The sequence below is a fragment of the Kitasatospora sp. NPDC058115 genome, assembly GCF_042884635.1.
Lineage (GTDB): Bacteria > Actinomycetota > Actinomycetes > Streptomycetales > Streptomycetaceae > Kitasatospora.
In genome coordinates, this window is sequence record NZ_JBHVTL010000044.1 from 16,600 (window position 1) to 42,414 (window position 25,815).

Consider the following 25,815-nt stretch of genomic DNA (forward strand, 5'->3'; position numbering starts at 1 on the left):
CGCCCCCGCCCCGGCCGGTCCGCGACCGGACCGGGCGGGGCGGGGCGGGCGTGGGCTACGGGCGGGCGGCCGGGCAGTCGCCGTCCGCGGCGGGGAGGACGCCGTCCAGGAGGTAGCGGTCGACGGCGGCGTCCACACAGGTGTCGCGCGGCGCGAACAGGCCCGCGTAGACGGTGTGGCGGAAGGCGCCGCGCAGGGTCACCAGACGCGAGCCGGTCAGGGCCCGGTGGGCCGAGAGCTGGCCGGGGTAGGTGGCGGCCGGGTCGCCGTCGGCGCCGACCAGCAGGACCGGGACGTCGTTGCGCACCCGGGTGGGCGGTTCGGCCGGGTCCGCGGGCCAGAAGGTGCAGGGGGTGAGGTTGCGGGTGAGCGGGCCGAACAGCGGCTCGTCGGCGCGGTGGGCCCGGATGTCGCGGTAGTAGTCGAGCGGATCGCGCGAGGCGGCGCGGTCGGCGCACATGATCGCGGTCTGCACGGCGGCGTAGCCACCAGTATCGGGGGAGGCCAGGCCGGTCAGCACCGCCTCCAGCAGCGCGGTCGGCTGCGCCGGCCGGCCCTCGGCCGCGTCCGCCAGGACCCGCACCAGGGCGGCGAACTCCTCGTAGGCGGCGGCGTCGTCACCGGCCGACACCGTCCACAGCACCTGCGGCAGGAGGCGCTCGTCCACCCGGTGGGTGCCGACCGCCAGCGGGGCGCGTCCGGCGGCCAGCCGCACCCGCTCGACCGCGGCCAGCACCTCGGCGGTCGTGCCGCCCAGGTGGTGGCGGTCGTCGTGGCGGGCCGCCCAGCCGGCCCAGGCGGTGAGCGCGGCCGCCATCGCGGGGCCCTGGGTGGCGGTCAGGTCGGGACCGAAGCGGTCCGGGTCCATGGCGGCGTCGAACACCACCCGCCCGACGCGCCCGGGGAACAGCTGGAGGTAGACCTCGCCGAGGTAACTGCCGTAGGACGAGCCGAGATAGGAGATCCTCGGCTCGCCGAGGACGGCGCGCACCAGGTCCATGTCCCGCGCGGTGTTGCGGGTGGAGGCGTGCGGCAGCAGGTCGCGGTACGGGGCGCAGCGGGTCGCGAGGTCCTTGGCGACCTCGGCGGCCCGGTCGAAGCCCAGCCGGTCGGGTCCGGCCGAGCCGGGGCCGGCCGTGGGCCAGCCGCAGTCGAGCGGGGTGCTGGCGCCGACGAAGCGCGGGTCCATGCCGACGATGTCGTAGCGGGCGCCCAGGGCGGGGGCGGCCTGCCGCAGGGCGAGGGCCAGGTCACGGGCGGGGACGCCGGGGCCGCCGGGGTTGTAGAAGAGGGTGCCCAGGCGGTGAGCGGGGTCGGTGGCGGGCAGCCGGGAGAGGGCGACGCCGATCGTCCGCCCGCCGGGGTTCCGGTAGTCGAGGGGGACGGTGACCTCGGTGCAGCGGGCGCCGGCCGCGTCGAGCTCGGCGCCGGCGGTGTCCTGCGGGCCGCTCGCGCAGGCGTGCCAGCGCGGCTGTTGGCCGCGCAGCGCGGCGAGCGGGTCGGCGGCGGCGGTCGCGGCCGGCGCGGTCAGAACGGTCAGGGCCAGTGCCGCCACAGCGGCGGCCGACTTCGCGGCGCGGATCACGGTGTTTCCCCTCGGGTGCCTCGGCGGGCCGTCGGGGCGACCGTAGGGGGGCCCGACGGCCGGCCGCATCCGCCGCCGGTAGCGGGCTCCCCCGCCGAAGTACCCCTCCCCCGCTACGACTTCAGGACCACTCGCGGTCGGCAGCGACACGCGGCGTACCGCCAGGCGGAGGTGGTTTCTAGACGAACGGACTAGCTGCGGGCGCGGTTCCCCGCCGGCCGGGACCTACTGGTGAGGGTGCAGCAGCGCCCGGGGGTCCCACCGCACGGAAGGAAGCAGGACATGGCCTCGCAGAACATCAAGGAATTCAGGGAGAAGGTCGAGAGACTCTACGACGACGAGGGGAGCGATTTCAGGAAGAAGTTCGACGCGGCGATCAGGGGCCTGACGCCGCCCACGGTGTACCCGGACTCGGACGTCTACAAGGACTGGCGCGGGGCGACCGGGAAGACCCTGGCGGACTTCTTCGTCGAATGGTACGACTGGGGCTGGAAGCAGCCCATTTCCGACGGGCTGCAGTACATCCGCAGATTCAGCTGGATCGGCTACGAGAACGCCGCCGGACTCGCGTTCGTGACCAGCGAGTCGGGGCGTGAGGTCCTGGCCGACTTCACCCAGTTGCAGGGCCTGCAGATGGATTCCCCGGATTCCGCGAAACTGGTCGAGAAGTGGATCGACGAACTCGGCCCGAAGCGGATGGCCGATTTCGAGAAGGGCGACTGGTCGACCCTCAACAAGTTCTTCATCAGGGAGCTGAAGCCCGGCGCCCGGACGATCGACGCCCCCAAGGACCCCAGCGTCGTGGTCGCCCCGACCGACTGCATCATCAACATGATCGTCGACAACCTGGCGCCCGACACACCGCTCCCGATCAAGGCGGCCGTGACCATGAGCGTCGGCCGGCTGCTCGACGGCTCCGAGTACGCCGAGCGGTTCATCGGCGGCACGGCCGTGTCGTGCATCCTCATGCCCGACACCTACCACCGCTACCACGCCCCGGTCGGCGGCCGGGTGGTCGAGTCCCGCGACGACGTCGGCGGGGTCTACTACGGGATCCGGGACTTCCCCGACCTGCTCAACAAGGGGAACGTCGGCTACGGGTACGACTACAGCCTGTTCGAGGACTTCCGCCGCGGATACGCCATCATCGAGACGCCGTACTTCGACCACCTCGGGGATCCGGACGGCACGGGCCACGTCGCCCTGGTGCCCGTCGGCCTCAACTCGATCGGCTCCGTGACGTTCCGCGAGCCGTTCCGCAGGATCACCAAGGACTCGGCCCCGGTCGAGGTGACGAAGGGCGACGAGATCGGCTACTTCCAGTACGGCGGTTCACTGAACATCCTGCTGTTCGAGGCGGGCCGGTTCCCCGCACTGCAGCTGCTCCTGGGCCAGCGCATCGGGGTCCTCCAGGAGGTCGCGCACACCGAGCGCCACTTCGAGCGCTACGTCCGCCCGCTGCCCGGGCGCATCACCCCGGCCTCCTGACCCCCCTCCCGAAACGGAAGGCGACCCATGCCCCGTCAGCCCGTGTACTCGATCCCGGCCAACGCCGCCAACACCCAGACGATCCACTTCTGGCCCGACCCCGCCAAGAAGGACGAGGAAGGGCTCCCGAAGACCGCCCGGTCCTACGCCGGGTACGCGGACGTCGACGGCCCGGGACCGGCGAAGAGCCACCTGTTCTACTGGTTCTTCGAGAGCCAGACGTGCGACCCCAACCTCGACGCCGCCGAGCAGAAGGACCTGATCGAGCAGACCCCCCTGCTGATCTGGCTCAACGGCGGGCCCGGCGCCTCCTCGCTCGCGGGACTGTTCCTGGAGAACGGCCCGCTGCGCGTCGCCGACGACGCCGCCGGGACCATCTCGGTCAGCCCCGACAGCTGGAACCAGGAGGCCCACCTCCTCTACTGGGACCAGCCCGTCGGCGCCGGATACAGCTACTGCGAGACCGAGGACGCCTACGTCCAGGACGAGGAGACCCTCGGCCGGATGTTCTGGCTGGCGCTGCAACAGTTCTTCGACACCTACCCGGAGTACCTGGCCTGCCCCCTGTACGTCTGCGGGGAGAGCTACGCCGGCAAGTACGTGCCGTACATCGCCAAGAGGATCCACGAGGAGAACGGCAGCGGCGCCGGCAAGCACCTCAACCTGAGCGGGATCGCCGTGGGCAACGGCTGGATCAAGCCTGAGCTCTCGATCCGCATCATGATCGACTACGCCTACGCCTCCGGGTTCCTCGGCCTGAACCAGAAGGCCGCCCTGGACTTCGGCTACGCCGAGTTCCAGGAGGTCCTCAAGGCCGAACAGATGAAGAAGGCCACCGATCTCGGCAACGGCCTGGTCAACGCCGTGCTGGCCTTCGGGGGCGGCTTCGACGTCTACGACGTGCGGCGCTGGGAGGACCTGTCCTGGGGTGCGCTGCCCGCCTACCTCGGCACCGCCGCCGTCAAGGAGGCCCTGCACGCCGAGCACGCCTGGCAGTTCGCGGACAACGCCGGCCCGGTGGCCGAGGCGCTGAAGGCCGACGTCATGGCGGACGCGTCACCGCTGTACGCCGACCTCGTCCACGCGAAGGAGAACTACAAGGTCCTGCTCTACACCGGGGACTTCGACACCGCCTGCGGCTACCAGAGCACCGAGGAGATCCTCGCCGAGATCATGAAGGACGGCTGGGGCAACGCCAGGCGGTTGATCTGGAAGCAGGCGCAGGGGCACCCGAAGGGCTTCGTGCGGACGCTGAGGAACGTCACCCAGGTCGCCATTCCCGACTCCGGGCACGAGGTGCCGTACTACCAGCCGCAGATCTCCCGGGAGATGCTCTACAACTGGCTCTTCGACCGCCCCTTCCACGGCCAGGACCCGGCGGGCGTGGTCGAGGACATCCTGCGCAGGGCCAAGGAGGACGCGGACAAGGAGACGACGTGAGCGGGCACCTCAAGCGGACGAAGGAGACGGACGACCTCGCGAAGGCCACGGCCGTCCTCAGGGAAGGGTTTGTCTGCGTCGTCGCCCACGTCGACACCGCGGCGACCACGCCCAAGTGCGTCCCGATGGTCTACGCCTACCACGAGGAAGGGGACGAGAAGCTCCTCTACCTGCACGGCTCCACCGCCTGGCCGGACACCACACCGCCCTCGCTGAAGCACCTGTGGCGGGACGGCGGGGTTCCCGTCTGCCTGACCGTCACCCTGGTCGACGCCCTGGTCGTCGGGCGCGCGGCGATCAGCACCTCGCTCGGCTACCGCTCGGTGGTGGTGGACGGGATCGCCCGGAAGGTCGGGTCGAAGGACCGGGCCAAGGCCATCGAGGCGGTCACCCACCAGGTCTTCCCCGGCCGCTGGAGCGAACTGCGGCCGCTGAAGGACGGCAAGGGCGGCGAACTGGACACCGACGGGAAGCACACCCCGACCACCGGGGTCCTCTCCGTCAGCCTCACCCAGGACGCCACGGTGCGCTCCAAGACGCACGCCCCCGAGGGGCCGGAGCACGAGAGCCAGGAGGACCTCGACTGGGACGGCGGCAAGGCCTGGGGCGGGATCCTCCCGATCCGCCAGGTCTACGGGCCGGCCCGGCCGGACCAGCACGTCAAGCAGGGCACCGCCGTCCCCGACGCCGTTCGAAGGCTCGTCGAGCACGGCCGGACCGCGTAGCACGCCGACGCCACGTCCTGCGGGCCCGGGAGAGCCGCTCGCAGGACGTGGCCGTCACCGCACCGCCGTGTCGGGTTACGACCCGGTGGCCGGAGTCCGGTCGTTGCGGCCCTCCAGGACGACCGCCGGTTCCAGCGGGGAGGCGATCTCCTGGCCCTTGCTGCGCGAGGCCCAGTCGCGGATGCCGATCAGGACCATGATGAAGAAGATGCCGTAGACGATGCCGGAGAAGTACAGCTCGGAGTGGATCGCGAGCGGCACGCCGACCAGGTCGACGGCCAGCCAGACGAACCAGAACTCCACGTACCGGCGGGCCTGGGTGTACATCGCCAGGATCGAGCCGACGAAGATCCAGGCGTCGGCGAGGACCATCCACCAGGGCGCGCCCGGGTAGAACGAGGCGTCGTTCGCCTTGAGCAGGGCGGCGAACGCGAAGGTGCCGACGGCCATGACCGCACCGAGGACCGCCCGCTCGCGCCAGGAGGCCCAGCGGACGTTGATCGTGCCCTCCTGCTGCCTGCTGCGCCGCCAGGTGGCCCAGCCCCAGGACGCCGAGACGATGATCACGACCTGGCGGGCGGCGTTGCCGCCGAGGTGGACGTTCAGGCTCGCGATGAGCAGCAGGACCGAGCCGAGGATCTGCACCGGCCAGGCGACGAGCGAGCGCCGCAGCGCGAGCCAGACGGTCGCGAGCGCCAGGATGTTGCCGAGGAAGTCGGACCAGTAGACGGGGATGCCGAAGAAGCTGAACTGATCGTTCAACCATTCGAGAGCGCTCATGACCTACACCTTTGTTTGCTGGGGGAACAAGCCTGGGTGTGAGCTGCGGCCCGGGACTCGGGCCGGTCGGGGAGGCGAGGAGCACGGCGGTGGGGGCAGGACCGTGCGCGGGGAGCCTCAGGGAGCGGTGCGGGTGCCGCGGTGGGCGGCGAGCGCGTCGTCGCGGACGCGCCGCCCGCGGTCCGAGGCGAGGATCTCCTCGGAGCGCAGGACGTCCTCCCGCACGGCCCGCACCAGGGCCGAGGGAGAGGGGAACTTCACGGTGTCGCGGATCCGTTCGGCGAACCAGACGGTGACCCGCTCGCCGTAGACGTCCTGCGCGAGGTCGTGGCAGTACGCCTCGACGTGGACGTCGGCGGTGTCGCAGAAAGTCGGGTTCGACCCGACGCTGATCGTGGCGGGGTGGACCGTACCGGTGCGGTGGCGGACCACCCAGCCGCTGTACACCGCGGCCGGCGGGACCGGGGAGTCCGGGCCGGCCGCGATGTTGGCGGTGGGGAACCCGAGCCCGTGGCCCCGGCCGGCGCCGTGCACCACCGTGCCGGTGAGGTGCGGGCGGGCGGCCGGGGGCCCGGGCAGGGGGTTCTCAGGCATGGGGCAGCAGCTCGCGGAACTGGCTGGTGTGGAAGACCAACGGCTCCACGCCGGCGAAGAGTTCGACGCTCAGCAGTTCCAGGAGCACGATCTCGTGGTCGCCGCCGTCGTAGGTGGCGCCCACCCTGGCCGTCAGCCACAGCGCGGCGTCCTCGACGAGGACGGCGCCCTCGGGCGTCGCCGTCCACGCGACGCCGTCGAAGCGGTTGGCCTCGCGGGAGGCCAGGCGCCGGCAGAGCGTGCCCTGGCCGTGGCTGAGCACGCTCAGCCCCAGGACCTCCGCCTCCGCCAGGCGCGGCCACGTGGTGGAGGTGCGGGCCACGCTGACGGCGACCATCGGCGGCTGCAGGGAGATCGACACGAAGGAGCTCGCGGCGAACCCGACCGGCTCGTCCCCGCGCAGCGCGCCGATCGCGACCACGCCGGTCGGGTAGGCCCCGAACGCCTGCCGGAGGGTGGCCGCGTCCAGCTCGGCCGGGGTGGACGTTGCGGCCTGGTCATGGGCAAGGGTGGCCATGGTCATCGACATCCTCTCCTCGCGGGTGCTGTTCTCAGTGCCGGTACTGTGCCGCCGGGTGGCTGGCCGGCAGCGCGCGGTCGTCCGCCCCGGTGAGCCGCTCGCGCAGGCTCTCGCCCTCCGTGTACTCGCCGCGGAAGACGCCGCGCTTGCGCAGGATCGGCAGCACCGACTCGACGAACTCGACGGTCGAGGCGGGCTGGACCGCCGGGGAGAGCAGGAACCCGTCGAGGTCGGCGCCCTCGGCGAGGGAGCAGATCTCGTCGGCGATCTCCTCGGCGGTGCCGACCACCGGCCGGGCGCCGACGCCGTGGGTGTGCCAGTCGGCCAGCACGTCGCCGACGGTCTTGCCGGCGAAGCGGGCCACCTGGGTCTGCGACATCTCGGTGGACAGCTCCGTCATGGGGGTGTCCGGCGCGTAGGAGGAGAGGTCGAGGCCGGTGAACATGGCGTAGCTGGCGACGGTCACCTCGGGCCGCTGGGCGTCCAGGATCCGCCGGTAGCGGCGCTCGGCGTCGGAGGTGCTGGCGCCGACGACGCAGGAGAACGCCGACATCACCTTCACCTCGTCGGCCCGGCGGCCCGCCTTGACCGCCTCCTCGCGGATGGAGGCGGTGTGCCCGGCGAGCTGCTCGACGGAACCGCTGCCCACGAACATGCACTCGCCGTGGCGTCCGCCGACGCGGCGCCCGGCGGGCGAGGCCCCGGCCTGGAAGAGGACCGGCGTGCCCTGCGGGGAGCGGGCGGTGTTGCCGTAGCCCTGGGAGCGGAAGAACGGGCCCTCGTGGGTGACCAGGTGCACCTTGGCGGGGTCGGCGAAGCGGCCGTCCTTGTCCTTCTCCAGCGCGTCCGGCTCCCAGGCGCCCTCCCAGTACTTGTAGACGAGGTCGAGGAAGTCCTCGGCCATCCGGTAGCGGTCGTCGTGGGCCACCATCTCCATGCCGAACGCCTTGACCGCGGTGTCGGCGGTGCCCGTCGTCACGACGTTCCAGCCGATCCGGCCGCCGGAGAGCTGGTCCAGGGTGGCCATCCGGCGGGCGAACGCGTAGGGCGGCTCGACCAGGACGGACCCGGTCATGACCAGCCCCAGGTGGGTGGTCGTCGACAGCAGCGCGGACGCCACGACCACCGGGTCGAGGCGCGGCAGGTCGAGGGTCTCCTCGGTGGCGATCGGCGGGCGGGTGCCGTCGATCTCCGACCAGCCCCAGGCGTCGGCCAGGAAGAGGAAGTCCAGCTTGGCGTCCTCGCAGATCGTGGCGAGCTCGCGCCAGTACCCGAGGGTGTCGAAGAGGTGCCGCCGGCTGTCGGGGTGGCGCCAGGTGGCGGTGCCGCTCGCGTTGGTCTGGGCGTTCTCGAACAGGCCGATCTTGAGGTTCTTCATGGGTGGTTCTCCGTTGTGCTGGTGAGGGGCCCGTGGGGGGAGGTGTCAGGAGGCGGAGGGAAGGGTGGGGGTGTCGAGCTGGGACGCGTAGGGCATGGAGGACTGCGCGCCGAGACCGGTGACGGCGTGCGAAGCGGCGCGCACGGCACGCCCGACGGCGGCCGCCAGCGCGGTGCCGCGGCCGAGGGAGTCCGCGAGGGCGCCGCAGAAGGTGTCACCGGCGCCGACGGTGTCGACCGCCTCCACGCGCGGCGCGGGGACGTGGGTGACGCCGGGGCCGTGGGCCTCCCTGAGGAGGGCGCCGTCGGCCCCGAGGGTCACCACGACCGCCCGGCACGGGAGCACGGCGCGCTCCAGCAGTTCCCGCGCCTCGCGCGGGCCGGCGGGCCGGGCGGCTCCGAGCAGGGAGGCGAGTTCGCCGAGGTTGGGGACCAGGACGTCGACCGCCGCCAGCACCCCCGGGTCGACCGGACGGGCCGGCGCGGGGTTGAACACGACGGTCCCGCCCTGCTCACGGGCCCGCAGGACCGCCAGGTCGACCACCTCGGGGGCGATCTCGTTCTGCACGAGGAGGACCTCGCCGGGCTCGCGGACCAGCCGTGCGGGGAGGTCCTCGGCCGTGAGGGCGGCGTTGGCGCCCGGGTTCACCACGATGGTGTTCTCGCCCGCGCCGTCGACGACCACCGCGGCGAGGCCGGTCGGGTGCCGCTCGTCCGACCGCACCGCCCCGACGTCGACGCCCTCGGCGGCGAGCGCGGCCAGCAGGGGGGCCGCGTCCGCGCCGACCCGGGCCACCAGGCGCACCCGTGAGCCGAGCCGCGCGGCCGCGACCGCCTGGTTGGCTCCCTTGCCGCCGGCGCCCTCGGCGAAGTGCCGCGCGAGCACGGTCTCGCCGGGGTGCGGCAGTCCCTCGACGCTCAGCACGAGGTCGCGGTTCACCGAACCGACGACGGTGATGGACGGCATTGACGCTCCTTTGGGAGATCGATTTCCGACATGCTGTACCAGCACCCCCCAACCGTCAAGTAGCCTCCTCGTGAAAAGACCGCCCCGATGTCGTGGCCCCCATCACCCACCCATCCGAAGGACACCCCACGTGACAGCGCCCCGACTCCTCGACGTGGCCGAGGCCGCCGGCGTCTCCCGCGCGACGGCCTCACGGGTCCTCGCCGGAACGCCCCGCAACGTCGACCCGGAGCTCGCCCGCCGGGTCGAGGAAGCCGCCCACCGGCTCGGCTACCAGGCCAACCACTCCGCGCGGGCCCTGCGCACCGGCACCACCGGCACCGTCGGCGTGGTCGTCCCCACGCTCGCCAACCCGTACTTCGTCCAGCTCGCCGACGCCATCGCCCAGCACGTCCGGGCCGCCGGCGGCACGCTCATGGTCTCCGACGCGGCGAACGACCCCGCGATCGAGGCCGAGCAGATCGAGACCCTGCTCGGCGGCCGGGTCGACGGCCTGTTCGTCGTCCCCGTCTCGGCCGAGGAGTCCGGGCCCGCCGTCCGCCACGCCGCCGCCCGCCGCCCCGTGGTGCTGTTCGACCGGTGGGCCGAGGGATCGGGCACGGTCGCCGTCACCCTCGACAACGCGGCCGCCGTCCGACTGCTCGTCGAGCACCTGGAGGAGACGGGCCGTCACCGGATCGCGCTGGTCGCGGCGGACCAGGCCTCGTCCTCGGGCGCGGAGCGCCTCGCGGCCTTCACCGACCTCCAGGGCGAAGGCGCCACCACCGTGCTGCTGCCCAACTTCACCACCGACGCCGGGCGGACGGCGGGGCGGCGCATCGTCGAGCAGCGCGACCGGATCGACGCCGTGGTCTGCGGCGCGGACGTCCTCGCCGTCGGTCTGGTGAGCACCCTGCACCGCTCCTCGGTCGCGGTGCCCGGGGAGGTCGCCGTCACCGGCTTCGACGACACCGAGATACTCGAACTCTTCGACCCGCCCATCACCTCGATCCGACACCCGCTCTCCGCCATGGCCGAACGCGCACTGACCCTGCTTCAGGCACCGAGCCGCGAACGCGCCGAACGCGTCGAGCGCTTCCGGCCCCAGCTCGTCGTCCGCGCCTCGACCGACACCGGCGCCTGACCACCCGTCAGCGCCCGGGTCCCGCCGGGCGGACCGGGGTTCCGCCGGCCGCCGGCGACCGACGGGCCGTCAGCTTGCCCAGCTCCCACAGCAGCAGCAGCGCGACGGCGGCCAGCAGGGCCCAGCCGAACTGCCGGGCGTCGAGGTCGGTGGTCCCGAGCAGGCGGTGGAACACGTCCATCTGGGTGACCAGCACCGCCAGGACGAACTCCACCAGCGCGGCGATGTTCATCTGCTTGCTGTCGAAGGTGCTGACGGCCAGCACCGACGCCCGCTCGCTGCGGCACTCGTAGGCCGCCACGATCAGGCAGAGCGCGAAGGCGGTGAACGCGATCGAGTTGCCGGCCCGCAGGCTGTCGTAGTGCGCCTCGCCCAGCTTGATCAGCGCGAGCAGGGCGATCGTGACGGCCAGCCCGGCGAGCCCGACGGTGACCACGACGGGCCCGGTCAGCACCGTCTCCCCGCGCGGGCGCGGGGTGCGCCGCATCAGGCCCGGGCTCTCCCGGTCGAAGCCCAGGGCGAAGCCGAACGGCGCGTTGACGACGAAGTGGATCCACAGCACCTGCGCCGGCGTGAACGGCTCCCCCGCCGCGAGGTCGAAGACCGTGGCCCCGAGGAAGGTCAGCACGAAGGTCACCAGGAGCACCAGCACGAACCGGATGTACTTGGTGAGGTTGTCGTAGAGCTTCCGGCCCTCCGCCACGGCGTGGACGATGGTGGCGAAGTTGTCGTCGGCGAGGACCATCCGGCCCGCGTTCTTGGCGACGTCGGTGCCGCTGCCCATCGCGATCCCGATGTCGGCGGCCTTGATGGCGGGCGCGTCGTTCACCCCGTCACCGGTCATCGCGACCACGTCGCCCTTGCGCTTGAGCGTGTCGGCGAGCAGGACCTTGTGCTCCGGCGCCACCCGGCCGACCACGCCGATGGCGTCGATCCGGGCCAGCCGCTCCGGCTCGGGCAGGGCGGCGAAGTCGGCACCGAGGACGGCCTCGCCCCGGATGCCGAGTTGCCGGGCGATGGCCGCGCCGGTGGTGACGTCGTCCCCCGTCACCATGCGGACCCGGATGTGGGCGGCCTGCGCGCTGGCGACCGCGGCCCGGGACTCCTCGCGCGGAGGATCGACCATGCCCACCAGGCTGGTCACCCGCAGGTCGGTAACGAGCGCCAGGAGATCGCCGTCCGGGTCGAAGTCCGCCGGGTCCAGGTCCCGGACGGCCCCGGCCATCACCCGCAGTCCCTCGCCCCCCATCCGCTCGGTCTGCGCCCGGGCCCGCGCCGCGAGGTCCTGGTCCCAGGGGATGCCGGCGCCGCCCGCGAGCGCGGAGCCGGCCCGGGCCGTCACCGCCGGGGCGGCGCCCTTCACGAAGCACCGCACCACCGGCCGGCCGTCCGCGTCCTTCGCCGCGTTGAAGGTGGCCATCAGCTTGTAGCCCGGGTCGAACGGCAGCGTGGCGAGCCTGGGGAGGCGCTCCCGGGTGCCCTCGATGTCCAGCCCGGCCTTGTGGCCCAGGACGAGCAGGGCGCCCTCGGTCGGGTCCCCCACGACCCGGCCGTCCACCAGCTTCGCGTCGTTGGCGATCAGATGGGGCAGGACGGCGTCCTCGATGCCCGCCGAGGAGCCCGCCGCGTGGTGCACCCTCCCGTCGAGGCGGTAGCCGGTACCCGAGACGGTGTAGCGGTCGGTGGGGCTGAGGACCTCGACCACGGTCATCTGGTTCATCGTCAGCGTGCCGGTCTTGTCCGAGTTGATGGCCGAGGTGAAGCCGAGGGTCTCGACGGACGGCAGCTCCTTCACGATCGCGTGCCGCTTGGCGAGATTGAGGCTCCCGACCGAGAGGATCACCTGGCTGACCGTCGGCAGCGCCTCCGGGATGGCGGCGACGGCCAGCGAGACCGCGCTGACGAACAGCGTGTCCCACGCCTGGCCGCGGCTGCGGCCGAGGGCGAACATGACGGCCATGGTCAGACCGGCCGCCGCCGCGATCCACAGCGTCAGGGTGTTGAGCTCCCTGGTCAGCGGCGACTGCTCCCTCTCGGTGGCCGACAGCATCCCGGAGATCTTCCCCAGCTCGGTGCCGGCGCCCGTCGCGGTGACGACGAGAAGTCCGCTGCCGTGCGTGACCGGGGTGTTCATGAACGCCATGTCGGTCTGGTCACCGGGCCCCGGCCGGTCGGCCGTCACCGTCCCCGGGTCCTTCAGCGCCGGGACGCTCTCGCCGGTCAGCGCCGACTCGTCGATCTGCAGGGCGCTGGCCTCGACGATCCGTCCGTCCGCCGGGACCTCGTCCCCGGCCGAGACGAGCACGACGTCGCCGACGACCAGCTGCTCCGCCGGGATCTCGGTCTCGGTCCCGTCGCGCCGGACCCGCGCCGTCGCCTCCATCATCGACTTCAGCGCGTTCATCGCGCTCTCGGCCTTGCCCTCCTGGCGCAGGCCCACCACCGCGTTGAACAGCGTCAGCACGAGGAGCAGCACCGCGGTCGTCCACTCCTCGATCGCCAGCGAGACCACCGCCGACGCCACCAGGATGATCTGCATGTAGCTGCGGTACTGGTCGAGGAAGCGCAGCCAGCCGGGCCGCACCGTCTCCTCGGGGAGCGCGTTCGGCCCGTTCGCGGCGAGCAGCTCGGCCGCCCGGGCGGCGCTGAGCCCGATCGCCGGGTCCACCCCGAGCCGCGCCGCGACCTCCTCCGGAGTCCGGGCGTACCACGCCTCCGCTTCCCCTCGCCCCGAAGGGCCGGGCTGCTCCGCCATCGTCGCTCCTCACGATCCGGGACCCTTCCGCCGAGGACCCGGCCGGGGACGCCCGCGCGGGGCGCGCCGGCCGGTGCCCCCGCGGTCCGCACCGTCGAGTGCCCGTCACCCGCGACGGCCCGGTGGGTCCCGCCACGCGGGAGAGTGCTGCTGCCACGCTCCGGCCCTCCGGCGCCCGCGGCAATCCGGCGGCGTCCTTCCGGTGGTGCCCGGTCGTTCGTCCGGCCGCCGTGCGTGGCGGCGCCCGGGATCCGGGCCGACGATGGGCCTGTCGTACGCTCCCCCTCGGCCGGAGGCCATGATGGCGACCCTGACGGTATGGCGCTTCCCCACCGCGGCCGGAGCGGACGAAGCCCTCGACACGCTGAGGAAGCTGCAGCGCCAGAACCTGATCACGCTCCAGGACGGGGCCGTGGTCAGCTGGCCGGGAGACGCCCGCAAGCCCAGGACCCGTCACCTGGGCGACCTCGCGGGCATGGGCGCCCTGGGTGGCGCCTTCTGGGGGTTCCTCCTCGGGATGATCTTCTTCGTCCCGGTGCTCGGCGCGGCGGTGGGCGCGGCCGGCGGGGCGCTGGGGGGCCATCTGGCCCACGTCGGCATCGACGACGGCTTCGTCCGGCAGGTCCGGCGGGAGGTCACTCCGGGGACCTCCGCCCTGTTCGTCCTCAGCGCCGACGCCGCGCTCGACCAGGTCAGGTCCGCGTTCGAAGGACGGCACGCCGAACTCATCGAGACGAACCTGTCGGCCGAGGAGGAGGCGCGGCTGCGCGAGGCGTTCACCGAGGGCGGATGACCCGGCCCCTCCGGCCCGCCGTGTGACGCAGGGCACATCGCGGCGCTGTCACATTCCGGCGGCGTTTCCGGTCAACGAGGTGAATCCCCACGACACGAGGAGCACACCATGGACGCCCGTCTGGACTACTTCGGCAACGGCGTCGGGGCCAAGGTCCTGCGCCACGTCAACTCGGCCGGCAAGGTCCTCTCGGACTCCGGGCTGCCGCACGCGACGCAGGAGCTGGTGAAGATCCGCGCGAGCCAGATCAACGGCTGCGGCTTCTGCACCGACATGCACACCAAGGACGCCGCGCACGCGGGCGAGAGCGCCCTGCGGCTCAACCTGGTGGCGGTCTGGCGGGAGGCCACCGTGTTCACCGACGCCGAGCGCGCCGCGCTGGAGCTGACGGAGCAGGGCACCCGGATCGCGGACGCCGCCGGCGGCGTCACCGACGAGGCCTGGGAGAACGCCGCCAAGCACTACGACGAGGACCAGCTGGCGGCGCTGGTCTCGCTGATCGCCGTGATCAACGCCTACAACCAGATCAACGTCATCACCCGGCAGCCCGCCGGGTCGTACCAGCCCGGCCAGTTCGGCTGAGCCGGCCCCCGGACACCGGCGGCGGCCGGTGTCCGGAGCCCGGGCGGGGCCGGTCAGGCCGGTCGGGCGTCCGGGCGGGGTGCACGCAGGTGGGCGCGTTCCTTCAGCTCGGCCTCCTCGACCAGTTCCAGCATCGGCCGGCCCGGCGCGCACATCATGGTCACCACGAACCGGGTGCGCGCGTCCGGCAGGGCGTTGCCGTCCTGGTAGTGGATGACGTCGCCGCCCGGCTCCCAGAAGGTGCCGCCCGCCTCGACGATCCGCTCGGGCTCGCCCTCCAGCTCGAAGCGGACGGCGCCCTCGATGACGTAGCCGAAGGCCGGTCCCGAGTGGCGGTGCGGCGGGGTGCCCGGGTCGCCGGGCTCCCACGCGATGAGCACGGTCATCGCCGAGGCGCCGTCGGGGACGGTGATCGGCGAGGCGTCCTGCAGCATCCGCGCCGCGGTCGTCCAGCCCGCCGGTCCGTCGTGGTGGCCGGTTCCGTGCCGGTGGGCCGCGTCCTTGTCCGTCATGGGCTCGTTCCTTCCGTGGGCCGGCCCGTTCGCGGGGATCCCGCGCCGCGGGCCGTTCGACCGTTTCGACGGTACTGACCGGGGACCGGGCGGTTCTGTGACACACCCGTCGGCCTCAACCGTCAGCCGCACCCGTCAGCCGCACCCGCGGCCGCACCCGTTGGAGGGACCCAGCCATGCAGACCGACCCGGGGACCGATCCGCTCGACCCGGCCACCCGGGAGTTCCTCGCGGTCCGCCCCCAGCTGTTCGGGATCGTCTACCGGATCCTCGGCAGCACGGTGGAGGCCGAGGACATCGTCCAGGAGACCTGGCTGCGGTGGCAGCGCACCGATCACGCGGAGGTCCTCGAACCGGCCGCGTTCCTGGCGACCGTCACCACCCGGCTGGCCATCAACGTCGCCCGCTCCGCCCGGGTGCGGCGGGAGTCGTACATCGGGCCGTGGCTCCCCGAGCCGGTCGACACCCGGGCGGATCCGCAGCTGGGCGCCGAGCGCGCCGAGGCGGTCGAGCTGGCCGTCCTGCTGCTCCTGGAGAAGCTCAACCCCGTCGAGCGGGCGGCGTACGTGCTCCGGGAGGCCTTCGACTACCCGTACGCACGGATCGCGGAGATCGTGGAGACCGGCGAGGCCAACGCGCGCCAGCTGGTCAGCCGGGCGCGCAAGCACCTGGCCGCCGCACGCCGGGGGCGGGTGGACCGCGCCGAGCACCGGCGGCTCCTGGAGGTGTTCGTCGGCGCCGCGCGGACCGGCGACCTGGCGGTGCTGGAGGAACTGCTCGCGGCCGACGTCGTCAGCCGCACCGACGGCGGGGGGATCCGTGGCGCCTCCCGGATCCCGATCGTCGGCCGCCCCGTGGTGGCCCGGTACCTGGCGGCCTTCGCGCCGCGCTTCTGGCCGGGGACGGACCTGCGCTGGGTGGAGGCCAACGGACGGCCGGCCGCGCTCGTGTCCTCCGGCGGCGCCGCCGTGGCCCTGCTGTGCCTGGACGTCTCCGAAGCGGGGATCGAGCGGATCATGTGGGTGATGAACCCGGCCAAGCTGGCGCCCTTCGTGGCCTCCCTGGACGGCTGAGGCCGGCGACACCGCCCGGTTCACCCGGACACCGCCCGGTTCACCCCGGCCGCTGTCACGGATCCGGGGGGTGCGCTGTCCTACTGGTGAGGCGGGGCAGTCCGCAGCGGAACAGTCTCAGGGAGGATCCCCCATGAAGGTCGTCGTGATCGGTGGTACCGGACTCATCGGCTCGAAGCTGGTCGCCGGGCTCAGGGAGCACGGCCACGAGGCGGTGCCGGCCGCGCCGGGCACCGGTGTCGACACCCTGACGGGCGAGGGCCTGGCCGAGGTCCTGGAGGGCGCCGCGGTGGTGGTCGACGTGTCGAACTCGCCCTCGTTCGAGGACGGGCCCGTGCTGGAGTTCTTCCGCACCTCGACCGCCAACCTGCTCAAGGCCGCGGCGGACGCCGGGGTGGCCCACGTCGTGGCGCTCTCGGTGGTCGGCACCGACCGGCTCCAGGACAGCGGCTACTTCCGGGCCAAGCAGGCGCAGGAGGAGCTGATCAAGGGCTCCGGGCTGCCCTACTCGATCGTGCACGCCACCCAGTTCTTCGAGTTCGCGAAGGGCATCGTGGCCGCGGCGACCGAGGGGGACACCGTGCGGCTGTCCGCCGCCAGGATCCAGCCGGTCCGCTCCGACGACGTGGCCGCCGCCGTGGGCCGCACGGCCGTCGGCGCCCCCGTCAACGGGGTGGTCGAGGTGGCCGGCCCCGAGGTCTTCGGGCTGGACGAGCTGGCCCGCACCGCGCTGGCGGCGACGGACGACCCGCGCACGGTGGTGACGGACCCGCGGGCCCGCTACTTCGGCGCCGAACTGGCGGAGACCACGCTGCTGCCCGGCCCGGGCGCTCGGCTCGCCGAGGCGCGTTTCGCCGACTGGCTGGCGCAGCAGGGCTGAGCCGGCCCGGGGCGGCCCGCGCGGTGCGGGCGGGCCGCCCCGCCGGGTCAGCGGGGTGCCGCCGCCGAGGCCGACGCCGACGCCGTCGCCGGTGCCACGGTGACCGGTGAGGAGGCCCCGGGGACCAGCAGCCGCGGTTCGCCGCTGCCGTCCGCCGGGACGGACCAGAGGTCGGAGCCCTTGCCCTGCCGGGCCGGGAGGGCGTAGCCGAGGGTGGAGTCGTCCAGCCAGGCGGCCTGGTCGTCGACGCTGTGCGACTCGGCCGTCGGGTGCTCGCGCAGGTCCGCCAGGTCGAGGACGTAGAGCCGCCAGGGGGCGGCCGGGTCGTCCGAGACCTTCTTCTTGAAGGCGATCCGGGTGCCGTCCGGGGAGAGCGAGGGGCACTCGACGTTCTCCCGCAGGGTGCGGGCCGACCACGCGTCGAGGTCGCCCTCGACCAGGTGGGTGCGGCCTCCGGTCGCCACGGTGGCGTAGAAGTGCTTGTCGTCGGCGGCGAAGTTGACGCCCCAGTAGTTGACGTCGGCGGCGTGGTGGCGGGCGCCGCCGAGGGTCAGCGGGATCTCCTCGATCGACTTGACCAGGTAGCCGGTGCGCAGGTCCAGGATCGACGTGCGGGTGGAGAAGCCGCTCGCCGCGTAGGAGTCGCCGACCGCGAAGGTGGTCCAGGAGAGCACCTGCCCGGAGGGCGACACCCGGGCCCGGTTGGGGATGCCGGGCACGGTCACCGTCCGCAGTTCGGTGAACGCCCGGTCGTAGACCACGGCCTGGGTGCGGGCCGGGGTGCCGGGCAGCGCCCGCAGGCACAGGGCCCGCTCCCCCGCCGCGTAGAAGCGTTCGCAGGACGGCCCGTCCGGTGCGCCCGGGGTGCGGGCGACCCGGCCGGTGGCGCCGTCGCGGTAGTAGAGGCCGGGCTCGTTCAGGGTGAACGAGGCCTCCGCCGCGACGAGCCGGTGCCCGCCGCCGCGCTCGCGGGCGTGCAGGACGTAGCCGATCGAGCCGCCCAGCAGGACGAGCACGGCGAGGACCAGCACGGTCGAGCGCGCCTTGACGACCGCGGGCGGGGTCATGTGTCGTTCCTTCCGGGGAGGATCTTCCAGGCGGCGGCGAGGGCCGCGGCCAGGGCGAGGGCGGCCGCCACCAGGGCCGGACGCGGGCCCCACCACGTCCAGGCGACGCCGAACCCGGCCGCCCCGACCAGCCGGGCCAGCGCCTGCCCGGTCTGCAGCACCGCGAGCCCGCCCGCCCGGCCGTCGGCCGGGAGCACCGGCCCGGCCAGCGCCATCAGCACGCCGTCGGTGGCGGCGTAGAAGACGCCCAGCAGGACGAGGACCAGCACTGCGGTGAGCGGGCCGAGCGGGGCCAGCAGGGTGAGGTAGGCCGCGAGCAGCGCGCCGTGGCCGAGGAGGAACGGGGTGCGGCGGCCGGTCCGGTCCGCGATCCGGCCGGCCGGGACGGCGAGCAGCAGGTAGCAGGCGGCCGCGCCGAGCGGCAGCAGCGGGAAGAGCGCGGGCGAGAGGTCCAGGCCGCGCTGGAGGAGCAGGTAGAGGAAGGAGTCGCCGATGGTCGCGGCCCCCAGCAGCGCGGCGGCCGCGGTCACCCGGCGGAACACGGGGTCGCGCAGCACCCGGTGCCTCGGCCGGGCGGGCTTCGGCGCGGCGGCGGCCGGTGCGCCGGCGCGGACCGGTTCCGGTGCGGAGCGCGGGACCGTGGCGGCCGGGACCGCGCCGCCCGGGACGAAGAGCACCAGCACCAGGACGCCGAGCAGCCCGGTGGCGAAGCTGACCACGAAGACGGCGTCGTACGCGTCGGCCGTCGCCCACAGCACCGCGAAGGCGACCAGCGGCCCGAGCAGCGCGCCCGTGGTGTCCATCGCCCGGTGCACGCCGAACGCCCGGCCGAGCGCCTCCGGCGGTGCGCTGAGCGTGATCATCGCGTCCCTGGGCGCGGTCCGCACGCCCTTGCCGAGGCGGTCGGCGGCCAGCGCGGCGGCGATCCCGCCGGCCGCGCCGCCGGCCAGCAGCAGCCCGAGCCGGGAGAGCGCCGACAGCAGGTAGCCCGCCCCGGCGACGGTCCGGTGACGGCCGCCGCCCCGGTCGGCGAGCCGGCCGCCGAGCAGCCGGACCAGTGCGGTGGCACCGTTGAACAGCCCGTCGAGGAAACCGAACTGGAGGGGTGAGAGGCCGAGGCCCAGCACCAGGTAGAGCGGCAGCACGGCGGTGACCATCTCCGAGGAGACGTCGGTCACCAGGCTGACCGCCCCGAGCGCGACGACCGTGCCGGGGACGCGCCGCCCCCCCCCCGCCGGGCGGGGGGGGGCGGGCGGGCGGGCGGGGGGGGGCCCGGCCCTAAAAATTGGGAGCCCATGGGGGGGCTGGTGTCCTTGACCTGGCCGTCCGTCCCGACGTAGCTCCAGCCGTAGCCGGAGTCGGTGAAGTCCAGCTTCAGCACGCCGTAGTCACCGCTGATCCGCTTCTGGCTGTTGGGCTGGACCTGCTCGATCGGGTAAGGCTCGGCGCCGCCCATCCCGCCGACGATCTCCACGATGCCGTCCGCAGTCGCCCTGCCGTCCGGGTCCTGCGGGGCGAACCGCTCGTAGTGGTGGTCGTGTCCGTTGAGCACCAGGTCGGCGCCGGCGGCGTAGAGGATCCGCCACACCGGCCGGGAGACCGGGTCGTTGCCGTGGCCGCCCGAGGAGTACAGCGGGTGGTGCCAGTAGGCGGCGACGCACTTCTTCGTGTTGGCCGCCAGGTCGGCCTTCAGCCAGTCGGTCTGGGCGCTCTGGTCGAAGGCGTTGGAGTCCAGCGCGACGAAGTGCCAGTTGCCCTCGTCGAAGCTGTACCAGCTCTTGCCCTGCGGGTAGGCGATGCTGCCGAAGTACGCCTTGTAGCCGGCCAGCGACCCGGCCGGGTCGTAGGTCTCGTGGTTGCCCGGCACCGGGTGGGTCTTCGCCTTGAACGCGCCCCAGCTCTTGTCGTAGTAGTTCTTGAAGTCCGCCAACCTGGCGTCGTCGTACTGGTTGTCACCCATCGTCAGGTAGAAGCGCGGGTTGATCCGCTGGGCCAGCGCGGCGGTCTTCGGGTGCGCGCAGCCGCTGTCCGAGGCGGTGCACTGGGCGGCGATGTCACCGGCCGCGACCACCGTGAACGCCCCGCCCGAGGGCCCGGTCGGCGACGGCCCGGTCGGCGACGGCCCTGTCGGCGACGGGCCGGTCGGCGACGGGCCGGCGTCCGGGGTCCCGTACACCTCCAGCTCGTACAGCGAGTACCCGTACGAGGTGGCGCGCGCCGTCCCGTACATCCGGACGTAGCGGCCCTTGCCGGCCAGGCCGGTCCAGTCGTCCGTCCCGCCGTTGCCGGCCTTCTCCTCCGCGATCGCCGTCCAGGTCACCCCGTCCGCCGACACCTCCAGCCGGTACGCCTTGGCGTACGCGGACTCCCAGCTGAGCTTCACCCGCGAGACGGTGGCGCCCGCCCCCAGGTCCACCCGCAGCCACTGCGGGTCCTTCCCCTCCTCGCTCGCCCACCGCGTGGTGGAGCTTCCGTCGAACGCCTTGGCCGCCGCGTAGGACGACCCCTCCGTGGAGGAGGCCGTGGCGGCCTTCCCCCGCGAGAGCAGCGGATCGGCCGCCGCTCCCGCCCGCCCGGACCAACCGAGCACCAGGCCGCCGATCAGCACGAGAACGGCGGCGAACACTCCGACATGAACAGGCCTTACCGAGACACCAGGACGCATCCTCGGACTCCCTGACCTCAGAGACGGTGAGAGCTGCACACCGGCGCACACCACGCACGTGCCCACCGGCGAGGGGAGCGTAGTAGAAAGTAAAGTTTCCTGACAATAGCGCCTTCGCGCCGAACTCCCGTCCGAACGAGGGCTCCAGCCCCCTCGCACGGGAGCCCGGACACGGTCGCCGGGCGGCCCCCTTCGCCGAAATTTACCCCCGGGGGTATGGTGGGAAGCGAGCAGATACCCCACCGGGTATCTCTGAACCGGAAGCAAACGGACGCAGGAGAGATCCCCATGTTCTTCGCCCAGTACTACCTCGACTGTCTCTCCCAGGCGTCCTACCTGGTCGCCGACGAGGCCACCGGCCGCGCGGTGGTGATCGACCCGCGCCGGGACGTCGACGAGTACGTCGCCGACGCCGAGGCGCACGGCTTCACCGTCGAGGCCGTGATCAACACCCACTTCCACGCCGACTTCCTCGCCGGACACCTGGAGCTGGCGGCGCGCACCGGCGCGTGGATCGGCTACGGGAGCCGGGCGGTGACCGAGTACCCGATCCGCAAGCTCGCCGACGGGGAGCGGATCACCCTGGGCGACGTCACGCTGGAGATCATGGAGACCCCCGGGCACACCCCCGAGTCGATCAGCGTCCTGGTGTTCGAGCACTCCGCGGACCCCGTCCCCTACGGCGTGCTGACCGGCGACGCGCTGTTCATCGGCGACGTCGGCCGCCCCGACCTGCTGGCCTCCGTGGGCACCACGGCCGAGGAGCTCGGCCGGATGCTGCACCACAGCGTCCAGCACAAGCTGATGGGCCTGCCCGACGAGGTCCGGGTCTTCCCCGCGCACGGCGCCGGCTCGTCCTGCGGCAAGAACCTCTCCACCGAGCGCCAGTCCACCATCGGCGCGCAGCGTGCCACCAACTACGCCTGCACCCCGATGAGCGAGGAAGACTTCGTCGCGATCGTCACGGCCGGCCAGTCCGCCGCCCCCGGCTACTTCGGCCACGACGCCGCCCTCAACCGGCAGGACCGCGGCCTGTTCGACGCCGCGGCCGCCCACCGCCCGCTGACCACCGAGGAGTTCGCGGCCCGCCTGGACGCCGGGGCGGTCGTGGTCGACGCCCGCGGCCCGCAGGAGTTCGCCGCCGGGCACCTGCGCGGCGCCGTCAACGTCCCCGCCGACGGCCGCTTCGCCGAGCAGGCCGGCGCCGTGCTCGCACCGGAGGCCGATCTGCTCGTCGTCGCCCCGGACGGCCGCGAGGGCGAGATCGTCACCCGCCTCGCCCGCATCGGCTTCGACCGCACCGCCGGCCACCTGGCCGACCCCGAGGCCGCCCTGCCCGCGCTCGCCGACCGGCTCACCCCCGCCGCCCGCCTCACCGTCGAGCAGCTGCGCGGCGCGCTCGCCGACGAGCACCCGCCGCTGGTGCTCGACGTCCGCACCTGCGGCGAGCGCGCGGAGGGCGCCGTCGAGGGCTCCGTGCACATCCCGCTCAACGAGCTCCCCGGCCGCCTCGGCGAGATCCCGGCGGACCGGCCGCTGGTCGTCCACTGCGCCGGCGGCCACCGCTCCTCCATCGCGGCCAGCCTGCTCCGCCACCACGGCCGCGGCGAGGTCGCCGACCTGCTGGGCGGCTACGCCGCCTGGGACGCGGCCGGCTGAGCCCGGCGGCCACGAGCGAGGAGGACGACAACGGTGAGCGAGGAGGAGGACACGGTGAAGGACACGGCGAACGGACCGACCGTACGGGTCGACGACGACGCGGCGGGCGCGGTGCTCAACCGGCTGCGCCGGGCCCAGGGCCAGCTCGCCGGCGTGATCGCGATGATCGAGGCCGGGCGGGACTGCCGCGACATCGTGACGCAGTTGGCCGCCGCCTCCCGCGCCCTCGACCGGGCCGGGTTCAAGATCGTGGCCAGCGGCATGCGCCAGTGCACGGCCGCGGACGGCGACACGCCGCCGATGAGCGAGACCGAACTGGAGAAGCTCTTCCTCACCCTCGCCTGACCCCGCTGCCTCTCCCCCAGGAATGGAGCACCCCGTGGACTACGGGATCCCCGTCACCCTCGACCTGCCCTTCGCCGAGACCGTCGAACGCGTGCGCGCCGCGCTCGCCGAGCAGGGCTTCGGCATCCTCACCGAGATCGACATCCGCGCGACCCTGCGGGCCAAGCTCGGCGCGGAGACCGAGGACTACGTCATCCTCGGCGCCTGCAACCCGCCGCTGGCGCACCGCGCCCTCCAGGCGGACCGGCGCATCGGACTGCTGCTGCCGTGCAACGTCGTGGTCCGCGCGGACGGCGCCCGCACCGTCGTCGAGGCGATGGACCCGCAGCTGATGGTCCGGGTCACCGGGCAGCCCGAGCTGCAGGCCGTCGCCGACGAGGCGGCCGCCCGGCTGCGCGCCGCGCTGGCCGCGCTCACCGGCTGAGACGCGGTGCCGCCCGAGCGGCCGCACGTGGGAGGAACCTGACGGGGCCCGCCCGGAGCGGGCCCCTTCTTTCGGCCTCCCCTATACCCCCACCCGTATTTTTGCGCCCGTTCGGGCGCAGCAGGAACGGAGCAACCCGTGAAGCACCCGGCCCCCACGCCCGTCCGGCCGGCCGCCGCCGCGCCGGCCGACCCGGCCCCTCCCCCGGGCCTGCTCGGACGGCTCGGCACCTGGTCCGTCCGCCACTTCAAGGCCGTGCTGGCCGGCTGGCTGCTGGTCGTCGTCGGCCTCGGCGCCTTCGCGCCCCAGGTGACCTCGGCGCTGTCCGGGGCCGGCTGGCAGGCCGACGGATCGGAGTCGGTGAAGGTCCGGCAGGTCGCCGAACAGCACTTCGCCGGGAACGCCTCCTCGGCGCTGCAGATCGTGGTCGCCGCCGACCGGCCGGTCACCGAGCCGGACGTCCAGCGGGTGATCGCCCGAGCGGGCGAGATCGCGGCGGCCGACCCCCGCGTCTCCACCGTGGTGGCGCCGCAGCCCGGCGCGACCGTCTCCCCGGACGGCCGGACCGCCGTGCTGCTCGCCGGCGCCGACGCCTCCCCCGACGACATGGTCCGGGCCGCCGACGACCTCAAGGGCCCGCTGAACGCCCTCTCCAGCGAGGGCGTCGACGTCCACGCCACCGGCGCGTCCGTGCTGTGGAGCGACTTCAACAAGGCCAACCACGACGCCATGATGAAGTCCGAGATCATGTCCTGGCCGGTCACCCTGGCCATCCTGGTCCTCGCCTTCGGCTCCCTGGTGGCCGCCGGTCTGCCGCTGCTGCTCACCATGGCAGGCCTCGCCGCCTCGGCCGGCTCGCTGGTCCTCATCAGCCACCTGTTCCCGGTCTCCGTCTGGGCGATGAACTTCGCGATGATGTTCGCCCTCGCCCTCGGCATCGACTACGCGCTGTTCCTGGTGGTCCGCTTCCGCAGCGCCCGGGCGGCGGCCGCCCGCCGGAACCCGGGGCAGGACGGCCGGCTCGCCTCCACCGCGGCGGTCGCCGAGACGATGGACACCGCCGGCAAGGCCGTCCTGCTGTCCGGTGCGACCGTCCTGGTCAGCCTCTCGGCCGTGATGCTGGTGCCGTCCCCCGCGTTCCGTTCGATGGCCGGCGGCATCATGCTCGCCGTCCTGTTCGTGCTCGCCGCCACCCTCACCCTGCTGCCCGCCGTGCTCGGCCGGCTCGGCCACCGCGTCGACTCCCTCGCCCTGCCGTGGGTGAAGTCCGGCGAGCACCGTTCGCCGCGCTTCGCCGCCTGGGGCGAGCGGCTGTGGAAGCACCCGCTGCGCTACGGCGCCCTGGCGCTCGCCGCGCTGATCGCACTGGCCGCGCCCGTCATCGGCCTGCGGACCGCGATGCCCTCCATCACGGTGCTTCCCGAGGACGCCAGCGCCCGCGCCGGCTACACCGCCGTCCAGCAGGCCTTCGGCCCCGGAGCGCCCGGTGCCCTGCAGATCCTCACCCCGGCGGACCGGGCCGCGGCGGTCGCCGCCGACGTCGCCGCCACTCCCGGGATCGCCGGCGTGATGCCCGCGCAGCCGGCCTCCGACGGCTCCGGCTGGTCGATCGTCCAGGCCGTGCCGACCGTGGATCCGTCCAGCCCCGATCTGGGCCGCACCGTCGACGCGCTGCGCGCCGAGCTGCCGGCCGACACCCTGGTCGGCGGCGCCGCCGTGGAGAACCTGGACCTCCAGCACCTGCTGACCGAGAAGACCCCCCTGGTCATCGGCGTGGTGATGGGCCTCGGCTTCCTGCTGCTGCTGGTCGCCCTGCGCGCCCCGCTGATCGCGGCGCTCGGCACGGCCGCCAGCCTGCTGTCCACCGGCGCGGCCTTCGGCGTCGCCCGGCTGGTCTTCCAGGACGGCCACGGCGCGGGGCTGCTCGGCTTCACGTCGCAGGGCTTCCTGGACGGCTGGGCGCCGGTGTTCTTCTTCGCGATGATCTTCGCCATCGCGATGGACTACACGGTCTTCCTGCTCGCCTCCGCCAAGGAGCACTACGAGCGCACCGGCGATCCGCGCGAGGCCATGGTCGGCGCGCTGGCCCACTCCGGCCGGGTGATCTTCGCGGCGGCGGGCGTGATGGTCGCGGTGTTCTTCACCTTCGCCCTGTCCGGGCCGCTTCCGCCCAAGGAGATGGGCATCGTGCTCGGCGTCGCCGTCCTCCTGGACGCCGCGCTGGTCCGCCTGGTGCTCCTGCCGGTCCTGCTCCGCCTCACCGGCGCCGCCGCCTGGCGCACGCCGGCCTGGCTCGACCGGGTGCTGCCGAGGATCTCCTTCTCGCACGACTGAGCCCCGTCCGGCCGCGCCCGGCCCGGCCCGCCCCCGTGGCGGGCCGGGCCGGCGTCGTCGTGCGGCGACCCGTGCCGCGCCGCTGCGGCCGCGCACACGCGTCGGGCCGTACCGGGGATTCCCGGTA

The 25,815-nt window shown here is 73.5% G+C and carries 23 protein-coding genes; 12 read left to right on the forward strand and 11 right to left on the reverse strand.

The window, feature by feature from the left end:
• Positions 1–55 precede the first annotated feature (55 nt).
• Positions 56–1,585 carry an alpha/beta hydrolase gene (locus ACFVVL_RS33075; RefSeq protein ID WP_387681810.1) on the reverse strand — a complete coding sequence of 510 codons (1,530 nt, stop codon included), beginning with the start codon at positions 1,583–1,585 and terminating at the stop codon, positions 56–58.
• Between the two features lie 282 nt (positions 1,586–1,867).
• On the opposite strand from ACFVVL_RS33075, the gene ACFVVL_RS33080 reads away from it, so the two are divergent.
• The 3 genes from ACFVVL_RS33080 to ACFVVL_RS33090 are packed head-to-tail and all read left to right on the forward strand — an operon-like array spanning position 1,868 to position 5,238.
• A complete protein-coding gene (locus tag ACFVVL_RS33080) occupies positions 1,868–3,073 on the forward strand; it encodes a phosphatidylserine decarboxylase (RefSeq protein ID WP_387681813.1) in 1,206 nt (401 codons plus the stop codon).
• Positions 3,074–3,100: 27 nt separating this feature from the next.
• On the forward strand, positions 3,101–4,513 hold the full coding sequence (locus ACFVVL_RS33085; protein WP_387681815.1) for a hypothetical protein: 1,413 nt from the start codon (positions 3,101–3,103) through the stop codon (positions 4,511–4,513).
• The gene (locus ACFVVL_RS33090; RefSeq protein WP_387681818.1) at positions 4,510–5,238 is read left to right on the forward strand and encodes a pyridoxamine 5'-phosphate oxidase family protein; all 729 of its coding nucleotides are present in this window, start codon (positions 4,510–4,512) and stop codon (positions 5,236–5,238) included. Before ACFVVL_RS33085 ends, ACFVVL_RS33090 begins: the two co-directional genes overlap by 4 nt.
• Positions 5,239–5,313: 75 nt before the next feature.
• Here the strand turns inward: ACFVVL_RS33090 and ACFVVL_RS33095 are convergent, their stop codons facing one another.
• The 5 genes from ACFVVL_RS33095 to ACFVVL_RS33115 form a co-directional block, all read right to left on the reverse strand.
• Positions 5,314–6,018, reverse strand: coding sequence for a nicotinamide riboside transporter PnuC (locus ACFVVL_RS33095; RefSeq protein WP_380293687.1), 705 nt, complete (start codon positions 6,016–6,018; stop codon positions 5,314–5,316).
• 117 nt (positions 6,019–6,135) lie between these two features.
• Positions 6,136–6,612: a riboflavin kinase gene (locus tag ACFVVL_RS33100; RefSeq protein WP_380293685.1), complete on the reverse strand. Its 477-nt coding sequence runs from the start codon at positions 6,610–6,612 to the stop codon at positions 6,136–6,138.
• Complete coding sequence (locus ACFVVL_RS33105; RefSeq protein ID WP_387681821.1) at positions 6,605–7,135, reverse strand: flavin reductase family protein; 531 nt, start codon at positions 7,133–7,135, stop codon at positions 6,605–6,607. Before ACFVVL_RS33105 ends, ACFVVL_RS33100 begins: the two co-directional genes overlap by 8 nt.
• A gap of 28 nt (positions 7,136–7,163) precedes the next feature.
• Positions 7,164–8,510, reverse strand: coding sequence for an NtaA/DmoA family FMN-dependent monooxygenase (locus ACFVVL_RS33110; RefSeq protein WP_387681824.1), 1,347 nt, complete (start codon positions 8,508–8,510; stop codon positions 7,164–7,166).
• Positions 8,511–8,555: 45 nt separating this feature from the next.
• Positions 8,556–9,476: a ribokinase gene (locus ACFVVL_RS33115; protein ID WP_380293679.1), complete on the reverse strand. Its 921-nt coding sequence runs from the start codon at positions 9,474–9,476 to the stop codon at positions 8,556–8,558.
• 130 nt (positions 9,477–9,606) lie between these two features.
• Between ACFVVL_RS33115 and ACFVVL_RS33120 the strand changes: the two genes are divergently transcribed.
• Positions 9,607–10,599: a LacI family DNA-binding transcriptional regulator gene (locus ACFVVL_RS33120; protein ID WP_380293677.1), complete on the forward strand. Its 993-nt coding sequence runs from the start codon at positions 9,607–9,609 to the stop codon at positions 10,597–10,599.
• Between the two features lie 7 nt (positions 10,600–10,606).
• On the opposite strand, the gene ACFVVL_RS33125 is transcribed toward ACFVVL_RS33120, so the two are convergent.
• The gene (locus ACFVVL_RS33125; RefSeq protein WP_387681828.1) at positions 10,607–13,354 is read right to left on the reverse strand and encodes a cation-translocating P-type ATPase; all 2,748 of its coding nucleotides are present in this window, start codon (positions 13,352–13,354) and stop codon (positions 10,607–10,609) included.
• Between the two features lie 301 nt (positions 13,355–13,655).
• Here ACFVVL_RS33125 and ACFVVL_RS33130 point away from each other — a divergent pair, with 301 nt between their 5' ends.
• Positions 13,656–14,147, forward strand: a complete 492-nt coding sequence (locus ACFVVL_RS33130) for a DUF1269 domain-containing protein (RefSeq protein WP_387681830.1) — start codon at positions 13,656–13,658, stop codon at positions 14,145–14,147.
• 108 nt (positions 14,148–14,255) lie between these two features.
• On the forward strand, positions 14,256–14,729 hold the full coding sequence (locus ACFVVL_RS33135) for a carboxymuconolactone decarboxylase family protein (RefSeq protein WP_387681833.1): 474 nt from the start codon (positions 14,256–14,258) through the stop codon (positions 14,727–14,729).
• 53 nt (positions 14,730–14,782) lie between these two features.
• Here the strand turns inward: ACFVVL_RS33135 and ACFVVL_RS33140 are convergent, their stop codons facing one another.
• Positions 14,783–15,241: a cupin domain-containing protein gene (locus ACFVVL_RS33140; protein WP_387681836.1), complete on the reverse strand. Its 459-nt coding sequence runs from the start codon at positions 15,239–15,241 to the stop codon at positions 14,783–14,785.
• Between the two features lie 176 nt (positions 15,242–15,417).
• On the opposite strand from ACFVVL_RS33140, the gene ACFVVL_RS33145 reads away from it, so the two are divergent.
• Complete coding sequence (locus ACFVVL_RS33145; RefSeq protein WP_387681839.1) at positions 15,418–16,314, forward strand: RNA polymerase sigma-70 factor; 897 nt, start codon at positions 15,418–15,420, stop codon at positions 16,312–16,314.
• A gap of 133 nt (positions 16,315–16,447) precedes the next feature.
• Positions 16,448–17,194, forward strand: a complete 747-nt coding sequence (locus tag ACFVVL_RS33150; protein ID WP_380293665.1) for an SDR family oxidoreductase — start codon at positions 16,448–16,450, stop codon at positions 17,192–17,194.
• A gap of 47 nt (positions 17,195–17,241) precedes the next feature.
• Here the strand turns inward: ACFVVL_RS33150 and ACFVVL_RS33155 are convergent, their stop codons facing one another.
• The 3 genes from ACFVVL_RS33155 to ACFVVL_RS33165 are packed head-to-tail and all read right to left on the reverse strand — an operon-like array spanning position 17,242 to position 20,887.
• Complete coding sequence (locus tag ACFVVL_RS33155; RefSeq protein ID WP_387681842.1) at positions 17,242–18,261, reverse strand: hypothetical protein; 1,020 nt, start codon at positions 18,259–18,261, stop codon at positions 17,242–17,244.
• Entirely contained in the window at positions 18,258–19,439 is a 1,182-nt protein-coding gene (locus tag ACFVVL_RS33160; RefSeq protein WP_387681845.1) for an MFS transporter, read from the reverse strand. Before ACFVVL_RS33160 ends, ACFVVL_RS33155 begins: the two co-directional genes overlap by 4 nt.
• Positions 19,436–20,887: a discoidin domain-containing protein gene (locus tag ACFVVL_RS33165; protein WP_387681848.1), complete on the reverse strand. Its 1,452-nt coding sequence runs from the start codon at positions 20,885–20,887 to the stop codon at positions 19,436–19,438. Before ACFVVL_RS33165 ends, ACFVVL_RS33160 begins: the two co-directional genes overlap by 4 nt.
• A 327-nt stretch (positions 20,888–21,214) precedes the next feature.
• On the opposite strand from ACFVVL_RS33165, the gene ACFVVL_RS33170 reads away from it, so the two are divergent.
• The 4 genes from ACFVVL_RS33170 (at position 21,215) to ACFVVL_RS33185 (ending at position 25,688) form a co-directional block, all read left to right on the forward strand.
• Complete coding sequence (locus ACFVVL_RS33170) at positions 21,215–22,585, forward strand: rhodanese-like domain-containing protein (protein ID WP_387681851.1); 1,371 nt, start codon at positions 21,215–21,217, stop codon at positions 22,583–22,585.
• A 54-nt stretch (positions 22,586–22,639) separates the two neighbouring features.
• On the forward strand, positions 22,640–22,930 hold the full coding sequence (locus tag ACFVVL_RS33175; RefSeq protein WP_380293707.1) for a metal-sensitive transcriptional regulator: 291 nt from the start codon (positions 22,640–22,642) through the stop codon (positions 22,928–22,930).
• Between the two features lie 34 nt (positions 22,931–22,964).
• Positions 22,965–23,354 (forward strand): DUF302 domain-containing protein, encoded by a 390-nt coding sequence (locus tag ACFVVL_RS33180; protein WP_380293655.1) that lies wholly within the window; start codon positions 22,965–22,967, stop codon positions 23,352–23,354.
• Positions 23,355–23,492: 138 nt separating this feature from the next.
• A complete protein-coding gene (locus ACFVVL_RS33185) occupies positions 23,493–25,688 on the forward strand; it encodes an MMPL family transporter (RefSeq protein ID WP_387681854.1) in 2,196 nt (731 codons plus the stop codon).
• Positions 25,689–25,815 lie beyond the last annotated feature (127 nt).

Excerpts from the sequence above, each read along its gene's own strand:
- ACFVVL_RS33110 (WP_387681824.1), bottom strand. The coding sequence starts at position 8,510 with ATGAAGAACCTCAAGATCGGCCTGTTCGAGAACGCCCAGACCAACGCG.
- ACFVVL_RS33130 (WP_387681830.1), top strand. The coding sequence starts at position 13,656 with ATGGCGACCCTGACGGTATGGCGCTTCCCCACCGCGGCCGGAGCGGAC.
- ACFVVL_RS33140 (WP_387681836.1), bottom strand. The coding sequence starts at position 15,241 with ATGACGGACAAGGACGCGGCCCACCGGCACGGAACCGGCCACCACGAC.
- ACFVVL_RS33125 (WP_387681828.1), bottom strand. The coding sequence starts at position 13,354 with ATGGCGGAGCAGCCCGGCCCTTCGGGGCGAGGGGAAGCGGAGGCGTGG.
- ACFVVL_RS33095 (WP_380293687.1), bottom strand. The coding sequence starts at position 6,018 with ATGAGCGCTCTCGAATGGTTGAACGATCAGTTCAGCTTCTTCGGCATC.
- ACFVVL_RS33080 (WP_387681813.1), top strand. The coding sequence starts at position 1,868 with ATGGCCTCGCAGAACATCAAGGAATTCAGGGAGAAGGTCGAGAGACTC.
- ACFVVL_RS33150 (WP_380293665.1), top strand. The coding sequence starts at position 16,448 with ATGAAGGTCGTCGTGATCGGTGGTACCGGACTCATCGGCTCGAAGCTG.
- ACFVVL_RS33170 (WP_387681851.1), top strand. The coding sequence starts at position 21,215 with ATGTTCTTCGCCCAGTACTACCTCGACTGTCTCTCCCAGGCGTCCTAC.
- ACFVVL_RS33145 (WP_387681839.1), top strand. The coding sequence starts at position 15,418 with ATGCAGACCGACCCGGGGACCGATCCGCTCGACCCGGCCACCCGGGAG.
- ACFVVL_RS33135 (WP_387681833.1), top strand. The coding sequence starts at position 14,256 with ATGGACGCCCGTCTGGACTACTTCGGCAACGGCGTCGGGGCCAAGGTC.
- ACFVVL_RS33105 (WP_387681821.1), bottom strand. The coding sequence starts at position 7,135 with ATGACCATGGCCACCCTTGCCCATGACCAGGCCGCAACGTCCACCCCG.
- ACFVVL_RS33155 (WP_387681842.1), bottom strand. The coding sequence starts at position 18,261 with ATGACCCCGCCCGCGGTCGTCAAGGCGCGCTCGACCGTGCTGGTCCTC.
- ACFVVL_RS33115 (WP_380293679.1), bottom strand. The coding sequence starts at position 9,476 with ATGCCGTCCATCACCGTCGTCGGTTCGGTGAACCGCGACCTCGTGCTG.
- ACFVVL_RS33085 (WP_387681815.1), top strand. The coding sequence starts at position 3,101 with ATGCCCCGTCAGCCCGTGTACTCGATCCCGGCCAACGCCGCCAACACC.
- ACFVVL_RS33100 (WP_380293685.1), bottom strand. The coding sequence starts at position 6,612 with ATGCCTGAGAACCCCCTGCCCGGGCCCCCGGCCGCCCGCCCGCACCTC.